At 33.8% G+C, this 21,790-nt stretch carries 11 protein-coding genes; all 11 read left to right on the top strand.

Features of this window, described 5'->3' with window-relative positions; all coding sequences use genetic code 11:
• Positions 1-148: 148 nt before the first annotated feature.
• The 11 genes from IW20_RS16630 (at position 149) to IW20_RS16580 (ending at position 21,261) form a co-directional block, all read left to right on the top strand.
• Entirely contained in the window at positions 149-2,251 is a 2,103-nt protein-coding gene (locus tag IW20_RS16630) for a glycoside hydrolase family 97 protein (protein WP_051885835.1), read from the top strand.
• A 373-nt stretch (positions 2,252-2,624) separates the two neighbouring features.
• The gene (locus tag IW20_RS16625; RefSeq protein ID WP_035624796.1) at positions 2,625-3,590 is read left to right on the top strand and encodes a type I phosphomannose isomerase catalytic subunit; all 966 of its coding nucleotides are present in this window, start codon (positions 2,625-2,627) and stop codon (positions 3,588-3,590) included.
• A gap of 487 nt (positions 3,591-4,077) precedes the next feature.
• The gene (locus tag IW20_RS16620; RefSeq protein ID WP_035624792.1) at positions 4,078-5,088 is read left to right on the top strand and encodes a LacI family DNA-binding transcriptional regulator; all 1,011 of its coding nucleotides are present in this window, start codon (positions 4,078-4,080) and stop codon (positions 5,086-5,088) included.
• A 311-nt stretch (positions 5,089-5,399) separates the two neighbouring features.
• On the top strand, positions 5,400-8,489 hold the full coding sequence (locus IW20_RS16615) for a SusC/RagA family TonB-linked outer membrane protein (RefSeq protein ID WP_240478503.1): 3,090 nt from the start codon (positions 5,400-5,402) through the stop codon (positions 8,487-8,489).
• Between the two features lie 16 nt (positions 8,490-8,505).
• The gene (locus IW20_RS16610) at positions 8,506-10,020 is read left to right on the top strand and encodes a SusD/RagB family nutrient-binding outer membrane lipoprotein (RefSeq protein ID WP_035625008.1); all 1,515 of its coding nucleotides are present in this window, start codon (positions 8,506-8,508) and stop codon (positions 10,018-10,020) included.
• 496 nt (positions 10,021-10,516) lie between these two features.
• Positions 10,517-12,505 (top strand): beta-mannosidase, encoded by a 1,989-nt coding sequence (locus tag IW20_RS16605; RefSeq protein ID WP_035624791.1) that lies wholly within the window; start codon positions 10,517-10,519, stop codon positions 12,503-12,505.
• 316 nt (positions 12,506-12,821) lie between these two features.
• Entirely contained in the window at positions 12,822-15,098 is a 2,277-nt protein-coding gene (locus tag IW20_RS16600) for a GH92 family glycosyl hydrolase (protein ID WP_035624788.1), read from the top strand.
• Positions 15,099-15,305: 207 nt separating this feature from the next.
• The gene (locus tag IW20_RS16595) at positions 15,306-17,591 is read left to right on the top strand and encodes a GH92 family glycosyl hydrolase (RefSeq protein ID WP_035624785.1); all 2,286 of its coding nucleotides are present in this window, start codon (positions 15,306-15,308) and stop codon (positions 17,589-17,591) included.
• Positions 17,592-17,595: 4 nt separating this feature from the next.
• Positions 17,596-19,056: a glycoside hydrolase family 125 protein gene (locus tag IW20_RS16590; RefSeq protein ID WP_035625006.1), complete on the top strand. Its 1,461-nt coding sequence runs from the start codon at positions 17,596-17,598 to the stop codon at positions 19,054-19,056.
• Positions 19,057-19,232: 176 nt separating this feature from the next.
• The gene (locus tag IW20_RS16585; RefSeq protein ID WP_035624782.1) at positions 19,233-20,135 is read left to right on the top strand and encodes an ROK family protein; all 903 of its coding nucleotides are present in this window, start codon (positions 19,233-19,235) and stop codon (positions 20,133-20,135) included.
• A 121-nt stretch (positions 20,136-20,256) separates the two neighbouring features.
• Positions 20,257-21,261, top strand: a complete 1,005-nt coding sequence (locus tag IW20_RS16580) for an isoaspartyl peptidase/L-asparaginase family protein (RefSeq protein ID WP_035624780.1) — start codon at positions 20,257-20,259, stop codon at positions 21,259-21,261.
• Positions 21,262-21,790: the final 529 nt, after the last annotated feature.

Here is a 21,790-nt window from a genome sequence, read left to right as displayed (position 1 = left end):
AGTTTTTGATTAATAATAAGATATATTCTTGTTTTTATACGGGATTAATTATTTTATAATCATAAATTTTAGATTAAGTATACAAGTATAACATTTTTTATTATGTTTGCTAAATCGATTTAGCAATTTATGTAACTTTCTTAAAATTATGAAAAATATACTTTTTATCTGCTTTTTTATTTTTGTTTCAACTGCTTTTATGAATGCTCAGGAACTTAAATCGCCCGATGGAAATTTGACTTTAGTGTTTCATTTAAATGCCGAAGGAACGCCAATTTATTCTTTGAGTTACAAGAATAAAGAAGTGATTAAGGAAAGTAAATTGGGTTTTATTATAAAATCGGATATTATGCTGAATAAAGGTTTCCAGATTGCAGAGACCAAATTTCTGTCAGAAAACAGTACTTGGAAACCAGTTTTAGGAGAACAAAAAGAAATACAAAATCACTATAACGAATTAAAAACTGACCTTATTCAGGAGAAAAGCAAACGAAAAATATCAATTTATTTCCGTTTGTTTAATGATGGTTTAGGCTTTAGATATGAATTTCCTGTGCAAGATAATTTGCGTCATTTTATTATTCAGGAAGAAACAACCGAGCTTAACTTAACTGGAGATCATAAACTTTTTTGGATTCCGGGCGATTATGATACAAACGAATATAGCTATACAACTTCTAAAATATCCGAGATGCAATCTTTGGTTTACGATGCAACACATGTTTCTCTTGCAGCACAAACCACTATCAAGAATTTAGCCACGCAAACGCCTTTAATGATTAAGACGGATGCTGGAATTTATATTAATATTCACGAAGCAGCTTTAAAAAATTATCCTGCAATGTGCCTTAATGTCGATGATAAAACATATTCGTTGAGTTCGCATCTTGTTCCAGATGCTGTGGGCAATAAAGGATATATACAAACGGGAAGTTTTACACCATGGCGAACAATTGTAGTAAGTGATGATGCGAGAGATATCTTGGCTTCAAAAATGATATTGAATCTTAACGAACCTTGCAATTTTGAAGATACTTCTTGGATAAAACCAGTAAAATATATTGGTGTTTGGTGGGAATATTTTACAGGAGGTGGATCTACTTGGGCATATTCTGATAATCAAGATGTAGTTATTGGTTCTACCGATTTCTCTAAATTAAAGCCTAATACTACACATGGAGCAAATACGAAACATATAAAAGAATATATAGATTTTGCTGCTGCAAATGGCTTTGATGCCGTTTTGGTCGAAGGTTGGAATGAAGGTTGGGAAGACAATACCGCCTTTAAGAAAGAACGTATTTATAGTTTTACTAAAGCTTATCCCGATTTTGATGTAAAAGATTTAAGCGACTATGCGAGTAAAAAGAAGGTAAAAATTGTGATGCATCATGAAACTACATCTTCAACTGCCGAATATGAACGACAACTAAATGACGCTTTAAATTTTATGGTTGATAATAATTATAATGCGGTTAAAACAGGATATGTTGGTCCAATTATCCCGAGGGGAGAACACCATGACGGACAACAAATGGTAAATCATTATACGTATGTAGCTAAAGAAGCGGCGAAACACAAAATCATGGTAGATTCTCACGAAGCCGTTCGACCTACAGGGTTACACCGAACGTATCCTAACTGGTTTGCACAAGAATCGGCACGAGGAACAGAGTTTGAAGCTATGGAAGGAATTCATCCTGATCATACTACAATCTTACCTTTTACCCGACTTATGGGAGGGCCAATGGATTATACACCTGGTATTTTTCAGGGAGATTTATCGGTTTACGGATCCAAGAAGAACAAGTTAAGTACAACATTAGTGAAACAATTGGCATTGTATGTTACTATGTACAGTCCGTTGCAAATGGCTGCCGATTTACCCGAAAATTATATGCGTTTTAAAGATGCATTTCAGTTTATAAAAGATGTTGCTTTAGACTGGGACGAAACGTATATCCTCGAAGCTGAACCTGGAGATTATATTACCATTGCCAGAAAAACCAAAGGAAAACAAGAATGGTTTGTTGGCGGAATCACAGATGAAAATCCACGTATAGCTACGATTGATTTTAGTTTCTTACCTGCAGGAAAATCATACACAGCAACGATTTACGAAGACGGAAAAACGGCAGATTACAAAACTAATCCGCAATCATATAACATTCGTAAAGTAACTGTAAATAGTAAAACTAAATTAAAGCAAAAATTAGCTGCAAGTGGTGGTGTGGCTATTTCTATAAAGTAAACATTGTTTGTGAATGGAACGCGGATGATACGGATTTCCTAAAGGAAAGACGCTGATAAAAACGGATTTTATAATCTGCTCAATCTGCTAAATCTGCGAGAGAAAAGTATAGCCACAGATTAAAAGGATTAAAGAGTTTTTTGTTTCACACAGATTTACTTCGTCTGTTCGCTATCGCTCGGGTGGCAGATTGAGCAGATTTAAGTTAGATGAAAAATAATTTGTGACAATTCGTGAAATTAGTGGCAAAAAATATAAAACAAAGTATTGTTTTAAAATCCGTTTTTATCCGTGTTTTTGCGATAGCGAATCCGCGTCATCCGCGTTCCCTTTTAGACAATCCAAAAAAAACAATAATTTAAAAAACATAAAAATGAGCATAAAAATTTACCCTTTACAATTTGAACCAATCTTAAAAGAAAGAATCTGGGGAGGCGAAAAACTAAAAACGGTTCTTAATAAACCTATCGTTTCTAAAATAACAGGTGAGAGTTGGGAATTATCTACAGTAGAAGGAGATATAAGTATTGTTGCCAATGGCGAATTAAAAGGAAAATCATTAACAGAATTAATAGATGAACAGCCAAACGAAATTTTGGGAACGTCAGTTTATAACCGATTCGGAAAACAATTTCCATTACTTTTTAAATACCTAGACGCTCGCGAAGATTTATCGATACAAGTACATCCTAATGATGAGTTGGCAAAAGAGCGCCATAATTCATTTGGTAAAACCGAAATGTGGTATGTAATGCAAGCTGATGCCGATGCAAGGATTATTGTAGGTTTTAAGGAAGATTCAAGTAAAGAAGAATATTTGGAGAACTTAAATAATAAAACGTTGGTTTCTATTCTTGATGATGTAAAAGCCAAAGTGGGTGATGTGTTTTTTCTGGAAACAGGAACAGTTCACGCTATAGGAGCAGGATTGGTTGTTGCAGAGATTCAGCAAACATCGGACATTACGTATCGATTATATGATTTTGATAGAGTAGATGCACAGGGAAATAAAAGAGAATTACATGTTGATTTAGCTTTAGATGCTATCAATTATAATAAAGTTGATACATACAAGAAATATGAAAAGACTGTAAATGAGTCTAATGTAGTTGTGGATTGTCCTTATTTTACAACAAATTTTATTCCGTTAAACGGAGGTGTGAAAGTAAATAAAAAAGGAGATACTTTTACAGTCTATATGTGTATTGAAGGAGCTTTTGAAATTAGACATGAAAATGTAGTGTATCAATATAAAAAAGGAGATACAGTTTTAATCCCTGCAGCAATGGATGCTTATGTGTTAAATGGAGAAGGAGCAATTTTGGAAATAACTATTTAGAAGTTCAGAGGAGCAAAGGTTCAAAGAGGCAAAGGTTCTGAGGTACTAAGACGCTAAGGTTCTGAGTGAGAAAGGTTCAAAGTGACTAAGATGTTAAGGTTTAAAGAAATAAACGGTGATTAAACGCTTTAACTGTCACTGAAACTGCGACTAAACACTGATACTGAATACTGATACTGAATACTGATACTGAATACTGATACTGAATACTGATACTGAATACTGATACTGAATACTGATACTGAATACTGAATACTGAAACTGAATACTGAAACTGTATACTGCGACTAAACACTGAATACTGAACAACACTAAGTAAATATGCTAATTAATCGGTAAAGACTTGTAATCACTGATGATAATACTTGGAATTGTCTATAAAATAATGTTTTATTCAAAAAAATAATTACAAAATCGTTTTAGTAACTATTTTTATATATATTTGTGATATAATTAATAACAGCTTAATAAAAAATTAACTCGCCAAATGAAAAAGATTACTATTAAAGATATTGCCACAGAGGCGCAAGTATCTATATCTACTGTATCTTTTGTCATTAATGATAAAGGCGAAAAAATGGGAATTAGTCCTGCGGTAATTAAAAAAGTGCAAGAAGTTGCAGATAAACTTAATTACAGACCTAGCATGATTGCGACAAGTCTTAGAACAGGAAAGACTAGATCTATCGGACTTATTGTTGAAGATATTTCGAATCAGTTCTTTGCAGATCTTGCCAGAGTTATAGAGGACGAAGCTAAGAGAATTGATTATAGAGTTTTTTATTGTAGTACAGGTGGTGATGATGAACGTTCAGAAGAATTGATACATAGTCTTTTGCAGGCTAATGTGGATGGTTTTATAATTACACCAACAGAAAAGTTGGAAAAAAGTATAGACCTACTTTTAAAATTGCAAAAACCTGTTGTATTAATAGATAGATATTTTCCTAACCAGAAAGTGAGTCACGTAGTAATGGATAATTACGAAGGTTCTCACTCTGCAACTAAATTTTTGTTAAGTAAAGGAAGAAAAAATATTGCAGTTGTAAATACTAATTCTGGAATGATCCAGATGAAGCTTAGAGAAGACGGATATAGAGATGCCTTGAAAGAAGAAGGTATTTATGATGATTCCCTTGTTCTTCATATGGATTACAATAGTAGCGAAGAAAGTAAAATTGCCGATATATTTAGCTTTTTTACAAAGAACCAAAAAATCGATGCTGTATTATTTTTGGCGAATTATATGGGATTAGCAGGACTTCAGGCTTTTAGAGGAATGAAGTTTAGGATTCCAGAAGATGTTTCGGTTATAAGTTTTGATGATCACGATAGTTTTAGATTGCATACACCGACCATATCAGTTATTGCTCAGCCAATTAAAGAAATAGCCGAGAATGCAATAAAATTATTGATGGATCAAATGACAGGAATTAAGCCTGTTGTTATTGAAGGAATACGTAAAAAAGGAAATTTAATAATAAGAGAATCGGTATAACATAGATACAATGCCATTTTCTAAAAAAAAAGAACAAAGGTAGCTTTGGCTTTTTTTTAGTTTTTTTACTAAATCGTTTTAGTAAGTTTTAATTTATCAAAAAGCAAAAATCACTAAAATTTTTTGATGAATTTACTATATCGATTTAGCAAAATAAAGAAAGTTTCAAATAGGTGCTAATCAATGATATTCTTGGATTAGAGGCTAGGAAAGACATATTAAAATTGAGTTCAAATTTTTTATTAATATTTAAAACAAAAACAAGTCAAACACAAAAACAAATCAAAACAAATAAACCAAAACGAATGCGTATGAAACAAATTTTAGCAGTGTTAGGAATGGTATTGTTGACCAGCTTAGGAGCTGTGGCACAAAATCGATCAGTAACAGGCGTAGTAGCAGATGCAGATAACAAGGGAATTGTTTCTGCCACAATTAAGGTAAAAGGAAAATCCATTAGTGCTATAACGGATACCGACGGACGTTTCTCAATGACAGTTCCAGAAGGAAAAATTAGTATAACAGTATCATCTATTGGTTATGTTACACGATATATTGAAGTTGGAGAGAAAGAAAATACGATTAATATTTTATTATTATCTAGTGTAGAAGAATTAAAAGATGTTGTTATTACTTCATTTGGAGTAAAAAAACAAAAGAAAAGTTTAGGATACGCAGTTGGAGAAATTAAAGGAGAAGATTTAACTAAAACCAAAGAAATTAACTTGGGAAATGCACTTCAGGGAAAAATTGCTGGGGTAAATGTTTCTGCACCAGTTTCTGGACCATCAGGTTCAAGCCGTGTAGTAATTCGTGGAGCAACTTCGGCTTCAGGACTTAACCAACCTTTGTATGTAGTAGATGGTATTCCTATTGATAATAGCCAGCAAGGGAATGCAGGAATGTGGGGAGGAGCAGATAAAGGAGATGGAATGTCATCATTTAACCCAGACGATATCGCATCTATGTCGGTATTAAAAGGTAGTGCGGCATCTGCACTTTATGGATATAGAGGTTCCAATGGTGTTATCTTAATTACAACCAAAAAAGGTAAAGCTGGAAAAGGAATTGGAGTAGATTTTAGCACAAACGCTACATTTAATACTCCTGTAAGTTTATTAAAATGGCAAGACCAATACGGAGCGGGGGCACCAGTAAATGGAGTTGCTACAAGATTTAATAATTTACAAGAACTTAGAGATTCTTACTATTTTGCTTGGGGAGATAAATATGACGGAACACCTTCACTTTCTCTTGATGGACAAACAAGACCTTACCAAGCCTACGGAAAAGATAATGTGAAAAACTTTTACAGAACAGGATTTTCTTTCAGTAATACTTTAGCAGTGTCTGGTGGTAACGAGAATACAAATTTCAGATTATCATTCGGAAACACAAAAGATGAGTCAATCCTACCAGGAACAGATTTTGGAAGAAGCAACGTTGCTTTGAGTTTAAACTCTGCAGTAAATGAAAAAGTAAGCATTGAAACTAATGCACAATACATTTCTGAGAAAAGTCATAACAGACCTTATTTGAATGATTCACCAAGAAACCCATCTTTCCCTACTACTTTTTTAACGCCAGGATCAGACATTAGATGGTTAAGTAACGGATATGATGCAAACGGAGGAGAAGCAGATTATTTTGGTTCAAATACGTACCAAACTAATCCATATTTTGCAACACAAGAAACATTAAACGATGACCTTAGAAAACGTTTTATTGGTTCTGCCAAAGTAAATTATAACATTACAAATAAAATTTACGCTAAGGCAGTAATTGGTATTGATGATATTAATTATGAATATACTGAAATCGAACCTACAGGAATCAATTATAATCCAGGAGGATCTTATGAAAACAGAATAGAAAATCGTTCAGAAGTTAATGCATCTGGTTATTTAGGATACAAAGGAGATATTACCAAAGATATTTCATTAGATGCTTTTATTGGAGCAAACCGTCAGCATAACAGATATAGTGGTATTAAAATGAAAGGGAACAACTTTATCGTTCCGTTTAAATACTTTTATGGAAATACAATGCCAGATAAAACAGAGAAATTATACTCAGAAAGTGAAGTAAACTCTCTTTTTTATTCTGCCGACATAGGATATAAAAATTTCCTATATCTAAATGTTACAGGACGTGAAGATTGGTTTTCTACTTTAAATCCTGCTAATAACAGTACATTTTACCCATCTGTTAGTACAAGTTTTGTTTACTCAGAAGTTATCGATTTCCCAGAGTGGATGTCATACGGTAAGTTTAGAGCAGGTTGGGGTAATGTAGGAGGAGCATTGCCAGAAGCGTATGCTTTAGCTTTAACATATACAGCACCAGACGGACAAACAGAGGCTCAAGGACAACCAATTTTAGGTGTTAACGGAGAAACTGTTCCTAACAAATTCCTAAAACCTTATAACGTAAGTACAATCGAGTTTGGTTTCGAAAATACATTCTTTAAGAATAGAGTTAGTACAGATTTAACTTTCTATTACAAGAAAACAACAAATGATATTACCGATGCAGATATTTCTCAAAGTTCAGGTTACAGAACAACCAAGATTAACGTAGGTGAGATTTTAAATAAAGGAGTTGAGTTTGCTGTAAATGTAAAAGCGATAAAAACAGAAAACTTTAGTTGGAATGTAGGTTATAATTTTGCTTACAACCATAGTGAAGTATTGAACTTGTCAGACAAAATTACTACCAAAACATTAGAAGGAAATAGAGATTCCAGAGCATCAGTAGTATTAGAGAAAGGGCAACCATTTGGAGTAATCAAAGCGTATGATTATTTAAGAGATGATAAAGGAAATATTTTATTAGATTCTAATGGAAAATTCATGAGAGGAGATTTAATCATCGCAGGACAAGGAGTAGCTCCAACATCTATGGGATTCTCAAATGATTTTACTTATAAAAACCTAACACTTTCGATTTTTGTAGATGCTAAATTTGGAGGAGAAATCTATTCGGCGACAAATCAGTTAGGAACACGTTACGGATTGTCAGATAAGACGCTTGAAGGACGTGAAGGAGGAATTGCTGTACAAGGTAGAGATCCTGTTGGGAACATCATAGACGAACGACTTTCTGCATATGATTATTGGAGAAGTTATAGTGATGTAACATCTAATTTTGTTTATGATGCCGATTTTGTTAAGCTAAGAGCAGTTTCTTTTAGCTACAATTTCCCAAAAGCATATCTAGCACATTCACCATTTCAATCTATTAGTTTAGCATTTTCTGCTCATAATTTATGGACAATTTATAGTGCTACGCCAAACATTGACCCAGAGTCAAATTATTCTAATAGCAATGCGCAAGGACTTGAAAGAGCTTCTATGCCTTTAACTAGAAATTATGGTGTAACCCTTAATGTCAAATTCTAATAATAAAAATAGAAAGATGAAAAATAAATATATAAAAATATTCTGTATCGCTATTGTTAGTGCAATGACATTCACAGCATGCGATGAAGGATTCGAGGATTTAAACAAGAATCCAAATGCATTAACAGATCCAGCACCAAAATCGATGTTCACACTTGCTGAAATATATATCGACGGACAAGATTATTCTAACACAAGAGGAAATAATGGATATGCTGCTCAAATAGTACAACAATTTTCTTCATTAGGAGGGCCAGGTTCTAAATATACCTACTCATCAGAGTATTCAGGATCTTTATTTGGAGAATCTTACGGAAAAGGATTGAATCAAATTTTTCAGTTGATGTCTGTTTTACCAGAAACGGCAGAAAACTCAAATATGATTCAGGCATGTAGAATTATGAAAGTATTTATGTTCCAGAAACTGACAGATACGTATGGAGAGATTCCGTATTTTGAAGCAGGACAGGGATATAACGGAAATATTTTTGCTCCTAAATACGACACGCAACAAGTCATCTACAATGATTTATTAAAAGAGTTGGATGAAGCAGGAGATGCATTAGATGCAAATAAACCTTTTGTAGGTAATGCAGATTTATTTTACCAAAGTGATGTAGCAAAATGGAAAAAGTTTGCAAACTCATTAATGTTAAGAGTTGCGATGCGTTTGTCTAAAGTAGATCCGGCAAAATCAAAACAATATGTAGAAAAAGCTTCTGCAAAAGGAGTTTTTAATTCTAATATTGATAGTGCAGTATTAAAACACGATGCAAGCCCGCAAGGAGTTAGAACAAACCCAATAACATCATCTTGGGTAAGAAATGACTTAAACGGAGGAGAATCAAATATAAAATACAGCAAAACTTTTATAGACTTATTAAAGAATACAAACGATCCGCGTTTAAGAGTTTATGCAAAATTAGAAGCTTCAGGAAATAATAATCCTGCAGATCAGCAAGGGCTTGCAAATGATGCAAAAGAGTTTCCTGGTGGAGACAAAAAACTTTTCTCAGATCCTAATACTTCTACCGTATTACGTTTAGACGCACCAACTCTAATCATGTCTTATGCCGAAGTAGAATTTTTATTGGCAGAAGCAGCAGCAAAAGGTTGGAATGTATCAGGAACAGCTCAGCAACATTACGAAGATGGAGTAAAAGGAGCAATGCAAATCCTGTCTATTTTTGGAGACAAAGTGCCAGCAGTTACCATTGCAGAGTATAACGATTATATTACAGCACATCCATTTAAAGCTACAGGAACAGAAGCACAAAAAATAGAGCAAATTATTACTCAAAAATGGATTGTTTTACTATTTAATGGTTTCGAAGCATTCTCAGAGTGGAGAAGAACTGGATATCCTGTTTTAGTACCAGTAAATGATCCTTTAGGAGAAACAGACGGTACAATCCCAAGAAGATTAATTTACGATCAATCGGAGTTAATTACAAACGGAGCAAATTACAAGGCAGCAATACAACGCCAAGGGTTGGATTTAATGACAACTAGAATTTGGTGGGATAAATAATAATTAATTTGGTTGATTAGTTAGAATAAGTCGGGTAGGAATATCCTCCCGGCTTATTTTTAAGTTTCTATTTTGATTTTTTATAAAAAAAACATTTGTTATAAAGAGGTTAATATATTGTTTTTTAGTACCTTTTTTTTCGCAATCAGAAAAATTACTTTTTGCTGAAAAAGATGGAATTACTTTCCAAAGATCTTAAAATAAATAAATGATTTTTTGAGCAATCTAAAATCTAATCCTTTCCCAACGTTTCGGGATCGGAACTAAAATCACCAATCTAAAATTAATATAAGTTTGGCAGCCGTAAAAAAGGAAATAATGTCTAGATATTTTTGTTAGTTACTCTTATTCTAGGAAATAAAACCTAAAAAGAGAAGGAGTTAATTGTGAAAACAATTACCCTTCTCCCACTGCCAACGGTTAAATTACCTTTTGCTATTTGCAAAAAGCATACTTAAAAATTAGACATAAATAATAATTTTATTACTCAGTAAAAATGGAATGTAAAAAAAGCTTTTATTGGTTTGTCGGCATCTGTCTTGCAAGTTTTTCATTTGCAGTAAATGCTCAAAATATAGATATAAAAAAAGATTGGCAATATCGGGAAACCAAAACCACAAAATGGTATCCGGCAACAGTTCCTGGAGAGATTCATACCGATTTGTTAAACAACAAATTAATCCCAGACCCATTTTATAGGGACAATGAGAAAAAACTAGAATGGATAGAAAAGAAAGATTGGGAGTATAAAACGACCTTTCAGGTTACGCCAGCAACGTTTAACAAAAAGAATGCAGAACTAGTTTTTGACGGATTAGATACTTACGCAACAGTTTACTTAAACAATCAATTGGTTTTAAAAGCCGATAATATGTTTCGTCAATGGAGAGTTGATGTAAAGAAAATAATCAAATCGGGTAATAATGATTTGGTAATCGTATTTAAATCGGCACAAAATGTAGTCGATTCGCTTGCCAAGAAAGATTTACCATTTGTAATTCCAGACAATCCTCGTGCTTATGTACGTAAAGCGCAGTACCATTTTGGATGGGATTGGGGACCAAAATTCACTACTTGCGGAATTTGGAAAACACCACGATTAGAAGCTTACGATGAAAAAACGCCTGAGAAACCGTATGTACTTAATCGTAAGATAGAGTTAGTACAACAACCAGATAGTTTAGGTAAATCATTTTACTTTAAAATCGACGGAAAGCCAGTGTACATGAAAGGCGCCAATTATATTCCTTCGGATGCATTTCTTTCTAGAGTAACCAAAAAAGAATACGAAAAAGTAGTTGGCATGGCAAAAGATGCCAATATGAATATGCTGCGTATTTGGGGTGGAGGAGTTTATGAAGATGATTATTTTTATGACTTATGCGATAAATACGGAATTAATGTTTGGCAAGATTTTATGTTCGCAGGTACAATGGTACCAGGAGATGATGCTTTTTTTGACAATGTAAAAAAAGAAGTACAATACCAAGTAAAGCGTTTACGTCATCATCCGAGTATTGTATTGTGGTGCGGAAATAACGAAGCCGACGAAGCATTTAAGAACTGGGGTTGGCAAAAAAGCATGAATATGTCCAAACAAGATTCAACGCGTTTATGGAAAGATTACGTTCGTTTGTTTCAGGATAGTATCCCAAAATGGGTAAAAGAAGTCGATAATAAAAGACCATATATTAGTTCATCACCATTATTTCATTGGTCAAAAGAAAAAAGTATTACCGAAGGAGATAGCCATTATTGGGGAACTTGGTGGGGATTAGAAGATATAGAAGCAGTACAGAAAAAAACTGGTCGTTTTGTGAGTGAATACGGAATGCAAGCGATGCCAAATTATTCTTCTATCGAAAGATTTACAAAACCAGAAGACCGATATTTATATTCAGATATTTTGCAAGCCCATCAAAAAGCAGGTAAAGGATTCATGAAATTAGATTCGTATCTAAACCGTTATTTTATTGATTCGACCAAAATAAAGAAAATGAATGTCGAGGATTATACGTATCTCACACAATGTTTACAGTATTATTCGCTTAAAAATATAATCGGCATCCATCGTTCTAAAGCACCTTATAATATGGGAACATTGGTTTGGCAACTTAATGATTGTTGGCCAGTAGCAAGTTGGAGCGTAACCGATTATTACGACCGACAACCAAAAGCTGCTTGGTACGCGATGAAAGAAGCTTATCGAGATGATATAACTCCCGAAATTGATTTGACACGTCCGATAGATTTAAAACTAGAAGATCCAAAAATCACATGGAAAGTACAAGGAAATAAATTGATTTTAAAAGCATCAAAATTTGCTAAATATGTAAATGTTTCCATAAAAGGATACACAGGCAAATGGAGTGATAATTATATCGACTTAAAAGCAGGAGAAGAAAAAACAATCACATTCGAAGGGAAAATGGCAAAACCAGAGGTTAAGGTTTATTCTCTTTATGATGTTCTTAAAAGGTACTAAGGTTCTGAGGTTCTGAGGTACAAAGGTTTCTTGTATTGCGAATAAAAAAGGTTCATAGGTTTTCTGTAGAGGTGCACCGCAGTGCGTCTTTGCTTAACATTAAAGGTTAAAGCCTTTGCGACCTCTGCGGTTAATTTTTTTGTGTTCATAGGTTTTTTGTAGAGACGCACCGCAGTGCGTCTTTGCTTAACATTAAAGATTAAAATCTTTGCGACCTTTGCGTAAATCCTTGCGACCTCTGCGGTTAATTTTTTTTGTGTTCAAAGGTTTTCTGCAAATCTTTTTCACCATAAATTCAAATAAAAAAATAGAATAGATGTTTAAAAAATATAACAAAATAGCTTTTAGCGGTATTGTAGCTTTAAATCTATTTTTTGCTAATCCTGCAATTTCACAGGAAAAGAAAGCAAAACAAACTAGTATAGATTACACCCAATATGTAAATCCATTAATAGGATCTGCGGGACACGGACATGTATTTGTTGGTGCTAATGTTCCTTTTGGAGCCGTGCAGTTAGGACCAGTAAATGTTTTTGAAGGTTGGGATTGGTGCAGTGGGTACAATTATGCAAGTAATACGATATTAGGATTCACACACACCCATTTAAGCGGAACAGGAATTGGAGATTTAAACGATATCTTGTTGTTGCCACTATCAGGAAAAGTGCCACTTACCAAAGGAACAAAAGAAGATATGGTAACGGGTTATGGCTCTTATTTTTCGCATAAAAACGAAGTAAGCAAAGCAGGATATTACAGCGTTTTGCTTGATAAATACAAAATTAAAGCAGAGCTAACAGCTAGCGAAAGAGTAGGCTTTCATAAATACACATTTAATACCACTACAGATAATCACGTTTTACTAGACCTTGCTGATGGTGTAGGATGGGACAAACCAGTAAAAACATTCATAAAAAAGATAAACGAAACAACACTTGTAGGATATAGATATTCTGCAGGTTGGGCAGCCGATCAGCGTATCTTTTTTACAATCGAATTCTCAGAGCCAATTACTAATATGGCATTGTATGATGCTACAACGGCAGTCGCAGGAAATGAAGGCGAGGCGGTAAGAATGAAAGCGGTTTTAGATTTCAAGACTTTAAAAAATAAACAAGTTTTAGTAAAAGTCGGAATATCTCCAGTAAGTTATGAAAACGCTTCCGCGAATATTAAAGCCGAGATTCCGGGTTGGGATTTTAATGCTGTAGCAAAAGAAGCGACATCAAAATGGAATAAAGAATTAAACAAGATTCAGATAAAAGCAGATGATAAAACAACGAAAGTTTTTTATACAGCATTATATCATACCATGTTTGCACCTTCAATCTTTAATGATGTAAACGGAGATTACAGAGGAACAGATAAAAAGGTATACGAAAAAGCAGGTTTTACCAATTACACAACTTTTTCACTTTGGGACACTTACCGAGGTTTACATCCATTATATACGATTACACAACCAGATAAAATTAATGACATAGTTAAATCATTTTTGGCAATCTACGAGCAACAAGGGCGATTACCAGTTTGGCATTTAATGGGTAATGAAACGAATACCATGAACGGGAATCATTCGATTGCAGTTATTGTAGATGCTTATATGAAAGGATATAGAGATTACGATACCGCATTGGCTTATGAAGCTATCAAAAAGACTGCGATGCAAACTCGTGACGGAATGGATTATATTCAGAAACTAGAATATATTCCTGCCGATAAAGTGCTAGAATCAGTTGGTAATGCTCTAGAATATGCCATCGATGATTATTGTATAGCACTAATGGCAAAATCAATGGGTAAAACTGATGATTATAACTATTTTACTAAAAGAGCCAATTTGTACAAGCTTTATTTTGATAAAGAAACCACATTCATGAGAGGGAAACTAACCGATGGAAATTGGAGAACACCATTTAATCCGCTTTCATCGGCACATCGTAAAGACGATTATGTAGAGGGAAATGCGTGGCAATACACTTGGTTAGTTCCACAAGACCCTTACGGATTAATAGAATTGTTTGGAAGCGAAGATAAATTTTTAGCCAAATTAGATTCACTTTTCTTAATAACAGATAAAGTAGAAGGCGAAGAAATTTCACCAGACATCAGTGGATTAATCGGTCAATATGCACAAGGAAACGAGCCAAATCATCATATTCTATACCTTTATGCATACGCAGGACAACCTTGGAAAACAGCCAAACTAATCCGTGAAATCGATGATAAATTCTACTCGACAAAACCAGACGGATTATGCGGGAATGAGGATTTAGGACAAATGTCGGCTTGGTACGTATTCTCATCAATGGGATTCTATTCAGTAAATCCGGCAAACGGAATTTATGTTTTAGGAAGTCCGTTAGTAAATACAGCGACAATTCATCATAAAGAAGGAATTTCATTTACATTAAAAGCTATAGATAATAGTAAAACAAATATCTATATCCAAAAAGCAGAGTATAACGGAAAACCATACACAAAATCATACATCACGCATGATATGATTGTAAAAGGAGGAGAATTAAAACTGTATATGGGAAGCAAACCATCGACAACTTTTGGAGTAAAGAAAGAAGATAGACCGCTTTAGGAAGTTTTCAGTTTACAGTCGCAGTTTTCAGTCTCCTAACAGGTTTTTAAAACCTGTTAGGTATGATCTAAGGTTTTAGTTTTCAGGCTTAGGTAGCTTTGTCAAAGTTTTAAACTTTGACAAAGCTTAGCCAATCGGGATTCACATTTTACAAAGAATAAAATACCTAACAGGTTTTTAAAACCTGTTAGGATAACAACACAGCATATGAAAATAAAGAGTTTAATTTTTTTAGGGATATTACAATGCTGCATTTTTGTAAATGCACAAGTTAAAGCGTTAGATCCAGTAGAATATGTTAACCCGTTAATGGGAACACAATCTTTGCATAGTCTTTCTAACGGGAATACCTATCCTGCAATTTGCAGACCTTGGGGAATGAATTTCTGGACACCACAAACAGGAAAAATGGGTGACGGATGGGCATATGTTTATACTGCCGAAAAGATTAGAGGATTCAAACAAACACATCAACCTTCGCCTTGGATGAACGATTACGGACAGTTTTCGATCATGCCAGTTACAGGAAAGTTGACTTTTGCAGAAGACGAAAGAGGAAGTTGGTTTAGCCATAAAGCCGAGGTTTCAAAACCTTATTATTACAGCGTATATCTAGCCGATTATGATGTAACAACCGAAATTACAGCTACGGAAAGAGCGGCACATTTTCAGATTACATTTCCAGAAAACGAACAATCTTCTATCGTAATTGATGCTTTCGATAAAGGATCTTATATCAAAATAATTCCATCAGAAAATAAAATTATTGGTTACACAACCCGTAATAGTGGTGGAGTTCCAGAGAATTTTAAGAACTACTTTGTATTGCAATTCGATAAACCTTTTGCAACAAATTATACATGGCATGATAAAGTTCTGGAAAAAGACAAACTAGAATTAAAAGACAATCATGTTGGTGCAATAGTTGGTTTTAAAACCAAAAGAGGAGAGAAAGTAAATGTAAAAGTATCATCATCATTTATTAGCATAGAACAAGCAGAATTGAATTTGAAGAATGAGTTAGGAAAAGCAACTTTTGATGAAACAGTAGCCGAATCTAAACAAGAATGGAATAAAATTCTAGGGAAACTAAATGCCGAAGGAGGTAGCGAAGAACAACTTAAAACTTTTTATTCAAGTTTATACCGCACCGTTTGTTTTCCGCAAAAGCAATACGAAATAGATGCTAAGGGAGAAATTGTGCATTATAGCCCTTATAATGGAAAAGTATTACCAGGTTATATGTATGCAGGAACAGGATTTTGGGATACATTCCGTGCCTTATATCCTTTGTTAAATTTAGTTTATCCTTCGATAAATAAAGAAATGCAAGAAGGGTTAATCAACGATTATAAAGAAGGTGGATTTTTGCCAGAATGGTCAAGTCCAGGATTCAGAAATGTAATGGTTGGGAATAATTCGGCCTCTGTAGTTTCTGATGCCTACATCAAAGGATTGCGAGGATATGATATAAACAAATTATACGAAGCATTGTTGCACGGAGCTAATAACGAAGGTCCGATGGATGCAGTAGGAAGAAAAGGAGTAGAGTATTACAATACTTTAGGCTATGTACCTTATGATGTAAAAATCAATGAAAATGCAGCCAGAACATTAGAATATGCATATGATGATTTCACCATTTGGAAATTGGCGAAAGCCCTAAACCGTCCGAAAAAAGAAATCAGTTTATACGAAAAACGAATGATGAATTATAAGAATCTTTATAATCCATCAATCGGATTGATGAGCGGACGAAATAAAGACGGAAGTTTTCCTAAAGATTTCAATCCTTTTAAATGGGGAGATGCTTTTACCGAAGGAAATGCGTGGCATTACAGTTGGAGCGTATTTCATGATGTACATGGTTTGATTGATTTAATGGGAGGAGAGAAAAAATTCACGGCAAAATTAGATGCAGTTTTTACTACACCACCAATTTTTGATGATAGTTATTACGGAGCAGTTATTCATGAAATCCGCGAGATGCAAATCATGAATATGGGACAATATGCTCACGGAAATCAACCAATTCAGCACATGATTTATTTATATAATTATGCAGGCGAACCTTGGAAAACACAATACTGGTCTCGTGAAGTAATGAACCGTTTGTACAAACCAACTCCTGACGGATATTGCGGAGATGAGGATAACGGACAAACTTCGGCTTGGTACGTTTTCTCAGCAATGGGATTCTATCCTGTTTGTCCAGGAACAGCTGAGTACGTTCTTGGAGCACCATTATTTAAGAAACTAACATTAAAAATGGAAAACGGAAAGGAACTAATTATAAATGCACCAAATAACTCAGATACCAATAAATATGTTCAGGATTTAAAATGGAATAATGCAAGTCATACCAAAAATTTCATCAATCATTTTGACGTACTAAAAGGTGGTGAATTAAATTTTGACATGAGCAGCAAACCTAATTTACAAAGAGGAACTTCAGCAAGTGCCTATCCATATTCTTATTCAACTTCAAAATAATACTATGCAATCACGTAGAAAATTTATAAAAAACACAGGGATTTTTTCAGCAGGATTATTGGCACTTCAAACTGATGTTTTCGGAATGCAATCGGATGCTTTTAATTTTGCACTAAAAGATTTTATTACCAAAAGACCACCATTGGCCGAAAGAAAATTTACAAGTAAAGCTATTGAAGCCGCAATTGTTAGAATCAAAAAACAAATAGCAAATCCAGAACTAGCTTGGTTGTTCGAAAACTGTTTTCCTAATACACTAGATACAACGGTCGATTTTGAAATTATCGATGGCAAACCAGATACTTATGTAATAACAGGAGATATTGATGCGATGTGGCTAAGAGATAGTACAGCACAAATATGGCCTTATATTCCGTTTGTAAAAGAAGATAAAAAACTAGCCGAATTGGTAAAAGGGGTAATTAACCGCCAAACGAAATGTATTTTACTTGATCCTTACGCAAATGCTTTTTACAAAGATTTTAATCAGGTAAGTGAATGGAAAAATGATATGACCAAAATGCAACCTGGTATTCACGAGCGTAAATGGGAGATAGACAGTTTGTGTTACCCAATACGATTGGCACACGGATATTGGAAGGAAACAGGAGATATAAGTTTGTTTGATAGTAAGTGGAAAGAAGCCATGCTTTTGGTATTGCAAACTTTTAAAGAACAACAACGCTGGACTGATAAAGGGCCATACAATTTCCAGAGAGTAACAGCTTGGGCTACCGATGGTGTGCCATTAAGCGGTTACGGATATCCAGTAAAACCATGCGGATTAATTGTTTCGACTTTTAGACCGAGTGACGATAGTACATTATTTGGCTATTTAATTCCGAGTAATATGTTTGCCATAGAAGTACTTGGATATCTTCAGGAAATCTTTTCTTTACCAGCATTAAAAGACAATGATTTAGTTGCTAAAGCAAAAGAATTACAAGGGCAAGTTCAGAAAGGATTAGAAGAAAACGGAATCATTGATCATCCAAAATTTGGAAAAATTATTGCTTTTGAAGTAAACGGATACGGAAGTTTCCATATGATGGATGATGCCAATGTTCCCTCATTATTATCATTACCATATTTAGGAGCTATAGAACCAGATAGTCCACTATATTTGAATACGCGTAAAGTAGTACTTTCAGAAAACAATCCATTTTTCTATAAAGGAAAAGCAGGAGAAGGCGTTGGAGGACCACACACAGGAACTGACACCATTTGGCCTATGAGTATTGTTTTAAGAGCGATTACGAGTGTAGATGAAAATGAGATTAAGCATTGTATTAGTAATTTAATAAAAACAAATGCAGATACAGGATTCATGCACGAATCTTTCCATAAAGATGATGTAACTAAGTTTACCCGAAAATGGTTTGCTTGGGCAAATACATTATTTGGAGAAATGATAGTACATACAAGTATTCATTACCCACAAATTTTAAAAGATAAAAACATTTAAAAAAAACTAAAAATATTTACCATTGAGATATTAAGAAAATTAAGTTTTTAAAATTCAAGAAAATATTTGCCATTAAGAGATTAAGAAAATTAAGTAGCCAGACTTAATAACCTTGAATTTCTTAATGGTGAAAAAATCTTAATCTCCTAGTGGTTCAATTCCAAAATAAAATAAGAATGAATAAAGAATATGCCGTTGGATTAGACATTGGTGGCACACATATTACCGCAGCAATTATAGATATTGTAGATATGAAAGTGATTGATTTTTCGCTGCATAAAGAATCATTTGACTCTAATTTGCCGGTAGAAGAAGTGATGACTATTTGGGAAAAAGTAATTAGAACTTCTATTGAAAATTCTAAAGTTGAAAACACAACAGGATTGGCGGTTTGCATGCCAGGCCCATTTGATTATAATAATGGAATTTGCTGGATAAAAGATCAATCTAAATACGAACATTTTTACGGCTTAAATGTTCGGGATTTGTTTCAGAATAAATTGAATCTTTCGAATGATTTCCCGATTCTTTTTGAGAATGATGCTGTTTGTTTTGGGAAAGGAGAAGTTTTTAAAGATGCTGATAACCTTACTAAAAAAGTAATGGCAATCACACTTGGTACAGGACTTGGAGCTTGTTTTATAGATAAAGGAGAATCGATTAGTACTGGGGATTTAGTACCAAAAGATGGCGAAATATATGACCTTCCGTACAAAGAAGGTATAGCTGAAGATTACGTTTCTGCACGTGGACTTATAGCTGGTTATTTCGCTTTAAGCGGAAAAAAACTAAACAATGGGTTAGAACTTTTTAATCTGGCTAAAGCCGAAGACAAATTAGCAATAGAAGTATTCGAAAAAATGGGAGAGGATTTAGCTGCAATTGTGCTTCCGTGGTTAGCAACTTTCTCAGCTGATAGTTTTATTATTGGTGGAAAAATTGCAAACGCAAGTGAATTTTTCTTGCCAGTTTTCAGTAAAAAAATAAAAGAAGCAGGAAGCAATGTTACAGTATCTATTTCTACAGATAATGAAAAAGCTGCTTTATTAGGTGCTACAAGTTTGCTTTATAAAGCATAGATTGGTTAAACTGTTTTAAACCATATAAGTTATATAAGTTCATTTAAAAAACTTTATTGTGCTTACATAACTTATATGGTTTAATTTTTTTAATATTATATATGGTTAAAAATATTTTAATATGACAAACTCAAATCGTCGAAATTTTATAAAAACAGCAGCAATAGCTTCGGTTGCAGTGGCATTGCAATCTTTCAATTCAGATTTAGGAGAGGAAGAAAAAATCATAGTAGCTAAGAAAGGGAAGAAGCCAATTGTACTTTCTACTTGGAAGTTTGGAATTCCTGCAAATGAAGCGGCTTGGAAAGTTTTAAAAAATAAAGGAACGGCTCTAGATGCTGTCGAAGCAGGAGTTAAAATTCCCGAAGGAGATCCAAAAGAAAGAAGCGTAGGTTATGGTGGACGTCCAGACAGGGATGGTCGTGTAACACTCGACGCTTGTATTATGGACGAAAATGCTAATATAGGTTCAGTTGCTTGTTTAGAATATATTAAACACCCTATTTCGGTTGCAAGAGCCGTAATGGAAAAAACACCACACGTAATGTTAGTTGGTGATGGAGCTTTGCAATTTGCCTTGGAGCAAGGTTTCAAAAAAGAAAATCTACTAACAGAAGAGTCAGAAAAGGAATGGAAAGAGTGGCTAAAAGACAGTAAGTACAAACCAATTGCTAATATCGAGAATCACGATACTATTGGAATGATTGCTTTGGATGCCAACGGAAATCTTTCGGGTGCGTGTACCACAAGCGGAATGGCTTTTAAGATGCACGGTCGTGTGGGAGATTCTCCAATTATTGGAGCGGGTTTGTATGTCGATAACGAAATAGGTGCTGCAACTGCCACAGGACATGGCGAAGAAGTAATCCGTATTTCGGGTTGTCATCTCGTTGTAGAACTGATGCGACAAGGAAAATCACCTCAAAAAGCCTGCGAAGAAGCCGTAGCAAGAATTGTAAAACTAACCAAGAACAGAAACAAAGATTTAAAAGATATTCAGGTAGGTTTTATTGCCTTAAATAAAGCTGGAGAATATGGTTCGTATTGTATTCAGGGTGGTTTTAACTATGCCGTTTATGATGATACAGGAAACAAATTAATCGATGCCGATTATTTCTTGAAGTAATAAAAAATATTAAATTTATAAAGACTCCTTAACTTGTTAAGGAGTTTTTTGTTTTATTGTTGTTATGTTATTAAATAATCAAATAAATCACTAAAAGTGGGTATTGTATATTGATAAATACCCAGCTATTTTAGCAAGAAATTTTTAAAAATATTTATTTCCTAAATTAAATACTACATAAGAAACACTATACAATTGTTTCTCTTAATCTAAGAACGCATAAACATGAAAAACAACTACCTACCACTATTATTGTTTAATCATTATATTATTACAATTCCATGATATCTTAAGAGGAATTTGTATAGAGACAAAAACGAATTATCATTTTGATATTTTTTGTCATAAGATGAATATTTTATCTTTTAAAGACTTTTAATTCTCCAAGTAACTTTTAGAAAAGATGTTAAAGTATTATCTTTTTGAGTAATTAAATTCAAAGAGATTAGCTTATCTAATCTAAGAATCAATTGTTTTATATGTTTAAATTTCTTCATTTCGAAGAGGTTTATATAGTTAACATATAAAT

The sequence above is a fragment of the Flavobacterium hydatis genome (genome assembly GCF_000737695.1).
GTDB lineage: Bacteria > Bacteroidota > Bacteroidia > Flavobacteriales > Flavobacteriaceae > Flavobacterium > Flavobacterium hydatis.
This window is presented reverse-complemented; position numbering and strand designations above follow the sequence as displayed.

Excerpts from the sequence above, each read along its gene's own strand:
- IW20_RS16625 (WP_035624796.1), top strand. The coding sequence starts at position 2,625 with ATGAGCATAAAAATTTACCCTTTACAATTTGAACCAATCTTAAAAGAA.
- IW20_RS16605 (WP_035624791.1), top strand. The coding sequence starts at position 10,517 with ATGGAATGTAAAAAAAGCTTTTATTGGTTTGTCGGCATCTGTCTTGCA.
- IW20_RS16610 (WP_035625008.1), top strand. The coding sequence starts at position 8,506 with ATGAAAAATAAATATATAAAAATATTCTGTATCGCTATTGTTAGTGCA.
- IW20_RS16600 (WP_035624788.1), top strand. The coding sequence starts at position 12,822 with ATGTTTAAAAAATATAACAAAATAGCTTTTAGCGGTATTGTAGCTTTA.
- IW20_RS16580 (WP_035624780.1), top strand. The coding sequence starts at position 20,257 with ATGACAAACTCAAATCGTCGAAATTTTATAAAAACAGCAGCAATAGCT.
- IW20_RS16620 (WP_035624792.1), top strand. The coding sequence starts at position 4,078 with ATGAAAAAGATTACTATTAAAGATATTGCCACAGAGGCGCAAGTATCT.
- IW20_RS16595 (WP_035624785.1), top strand. The coding sequence starts at position 15,306 with ATGAAAATAAAGAGTTTAATTTTTTTAGGGATATTACAATGCTGCATT.
- IW20_RS16590 (WP_035625006.1), top strand. The coding sequence starts at position 17,596 with ATGCAATCACGTAGAAAATTTATAAAAAACACAGGGATTTTTTCAGCA.
- IW20_RS16585 (WP_035624782.1), top strand. The coding sequence starts at position 19,233 with ATGAATAAAGAATATGCCGTTGGATTAGACATTGGTGGCACACATATT.
- IW20_RS16615 (WP_240478503.1), top strand. The coding sequence starts at position 5,400 with ATGAAACAAATTTTAGCAGTGTTAGGAATGGTATTGTTGACCAGCTTA.
- IW20_RS16630 (WP_051885835.1), top strand. The coding sequence starts at position 149 with ATGAAAAATATACTTTTTATCTGCTTTTTTATTTTTGTTTCAACTGCT.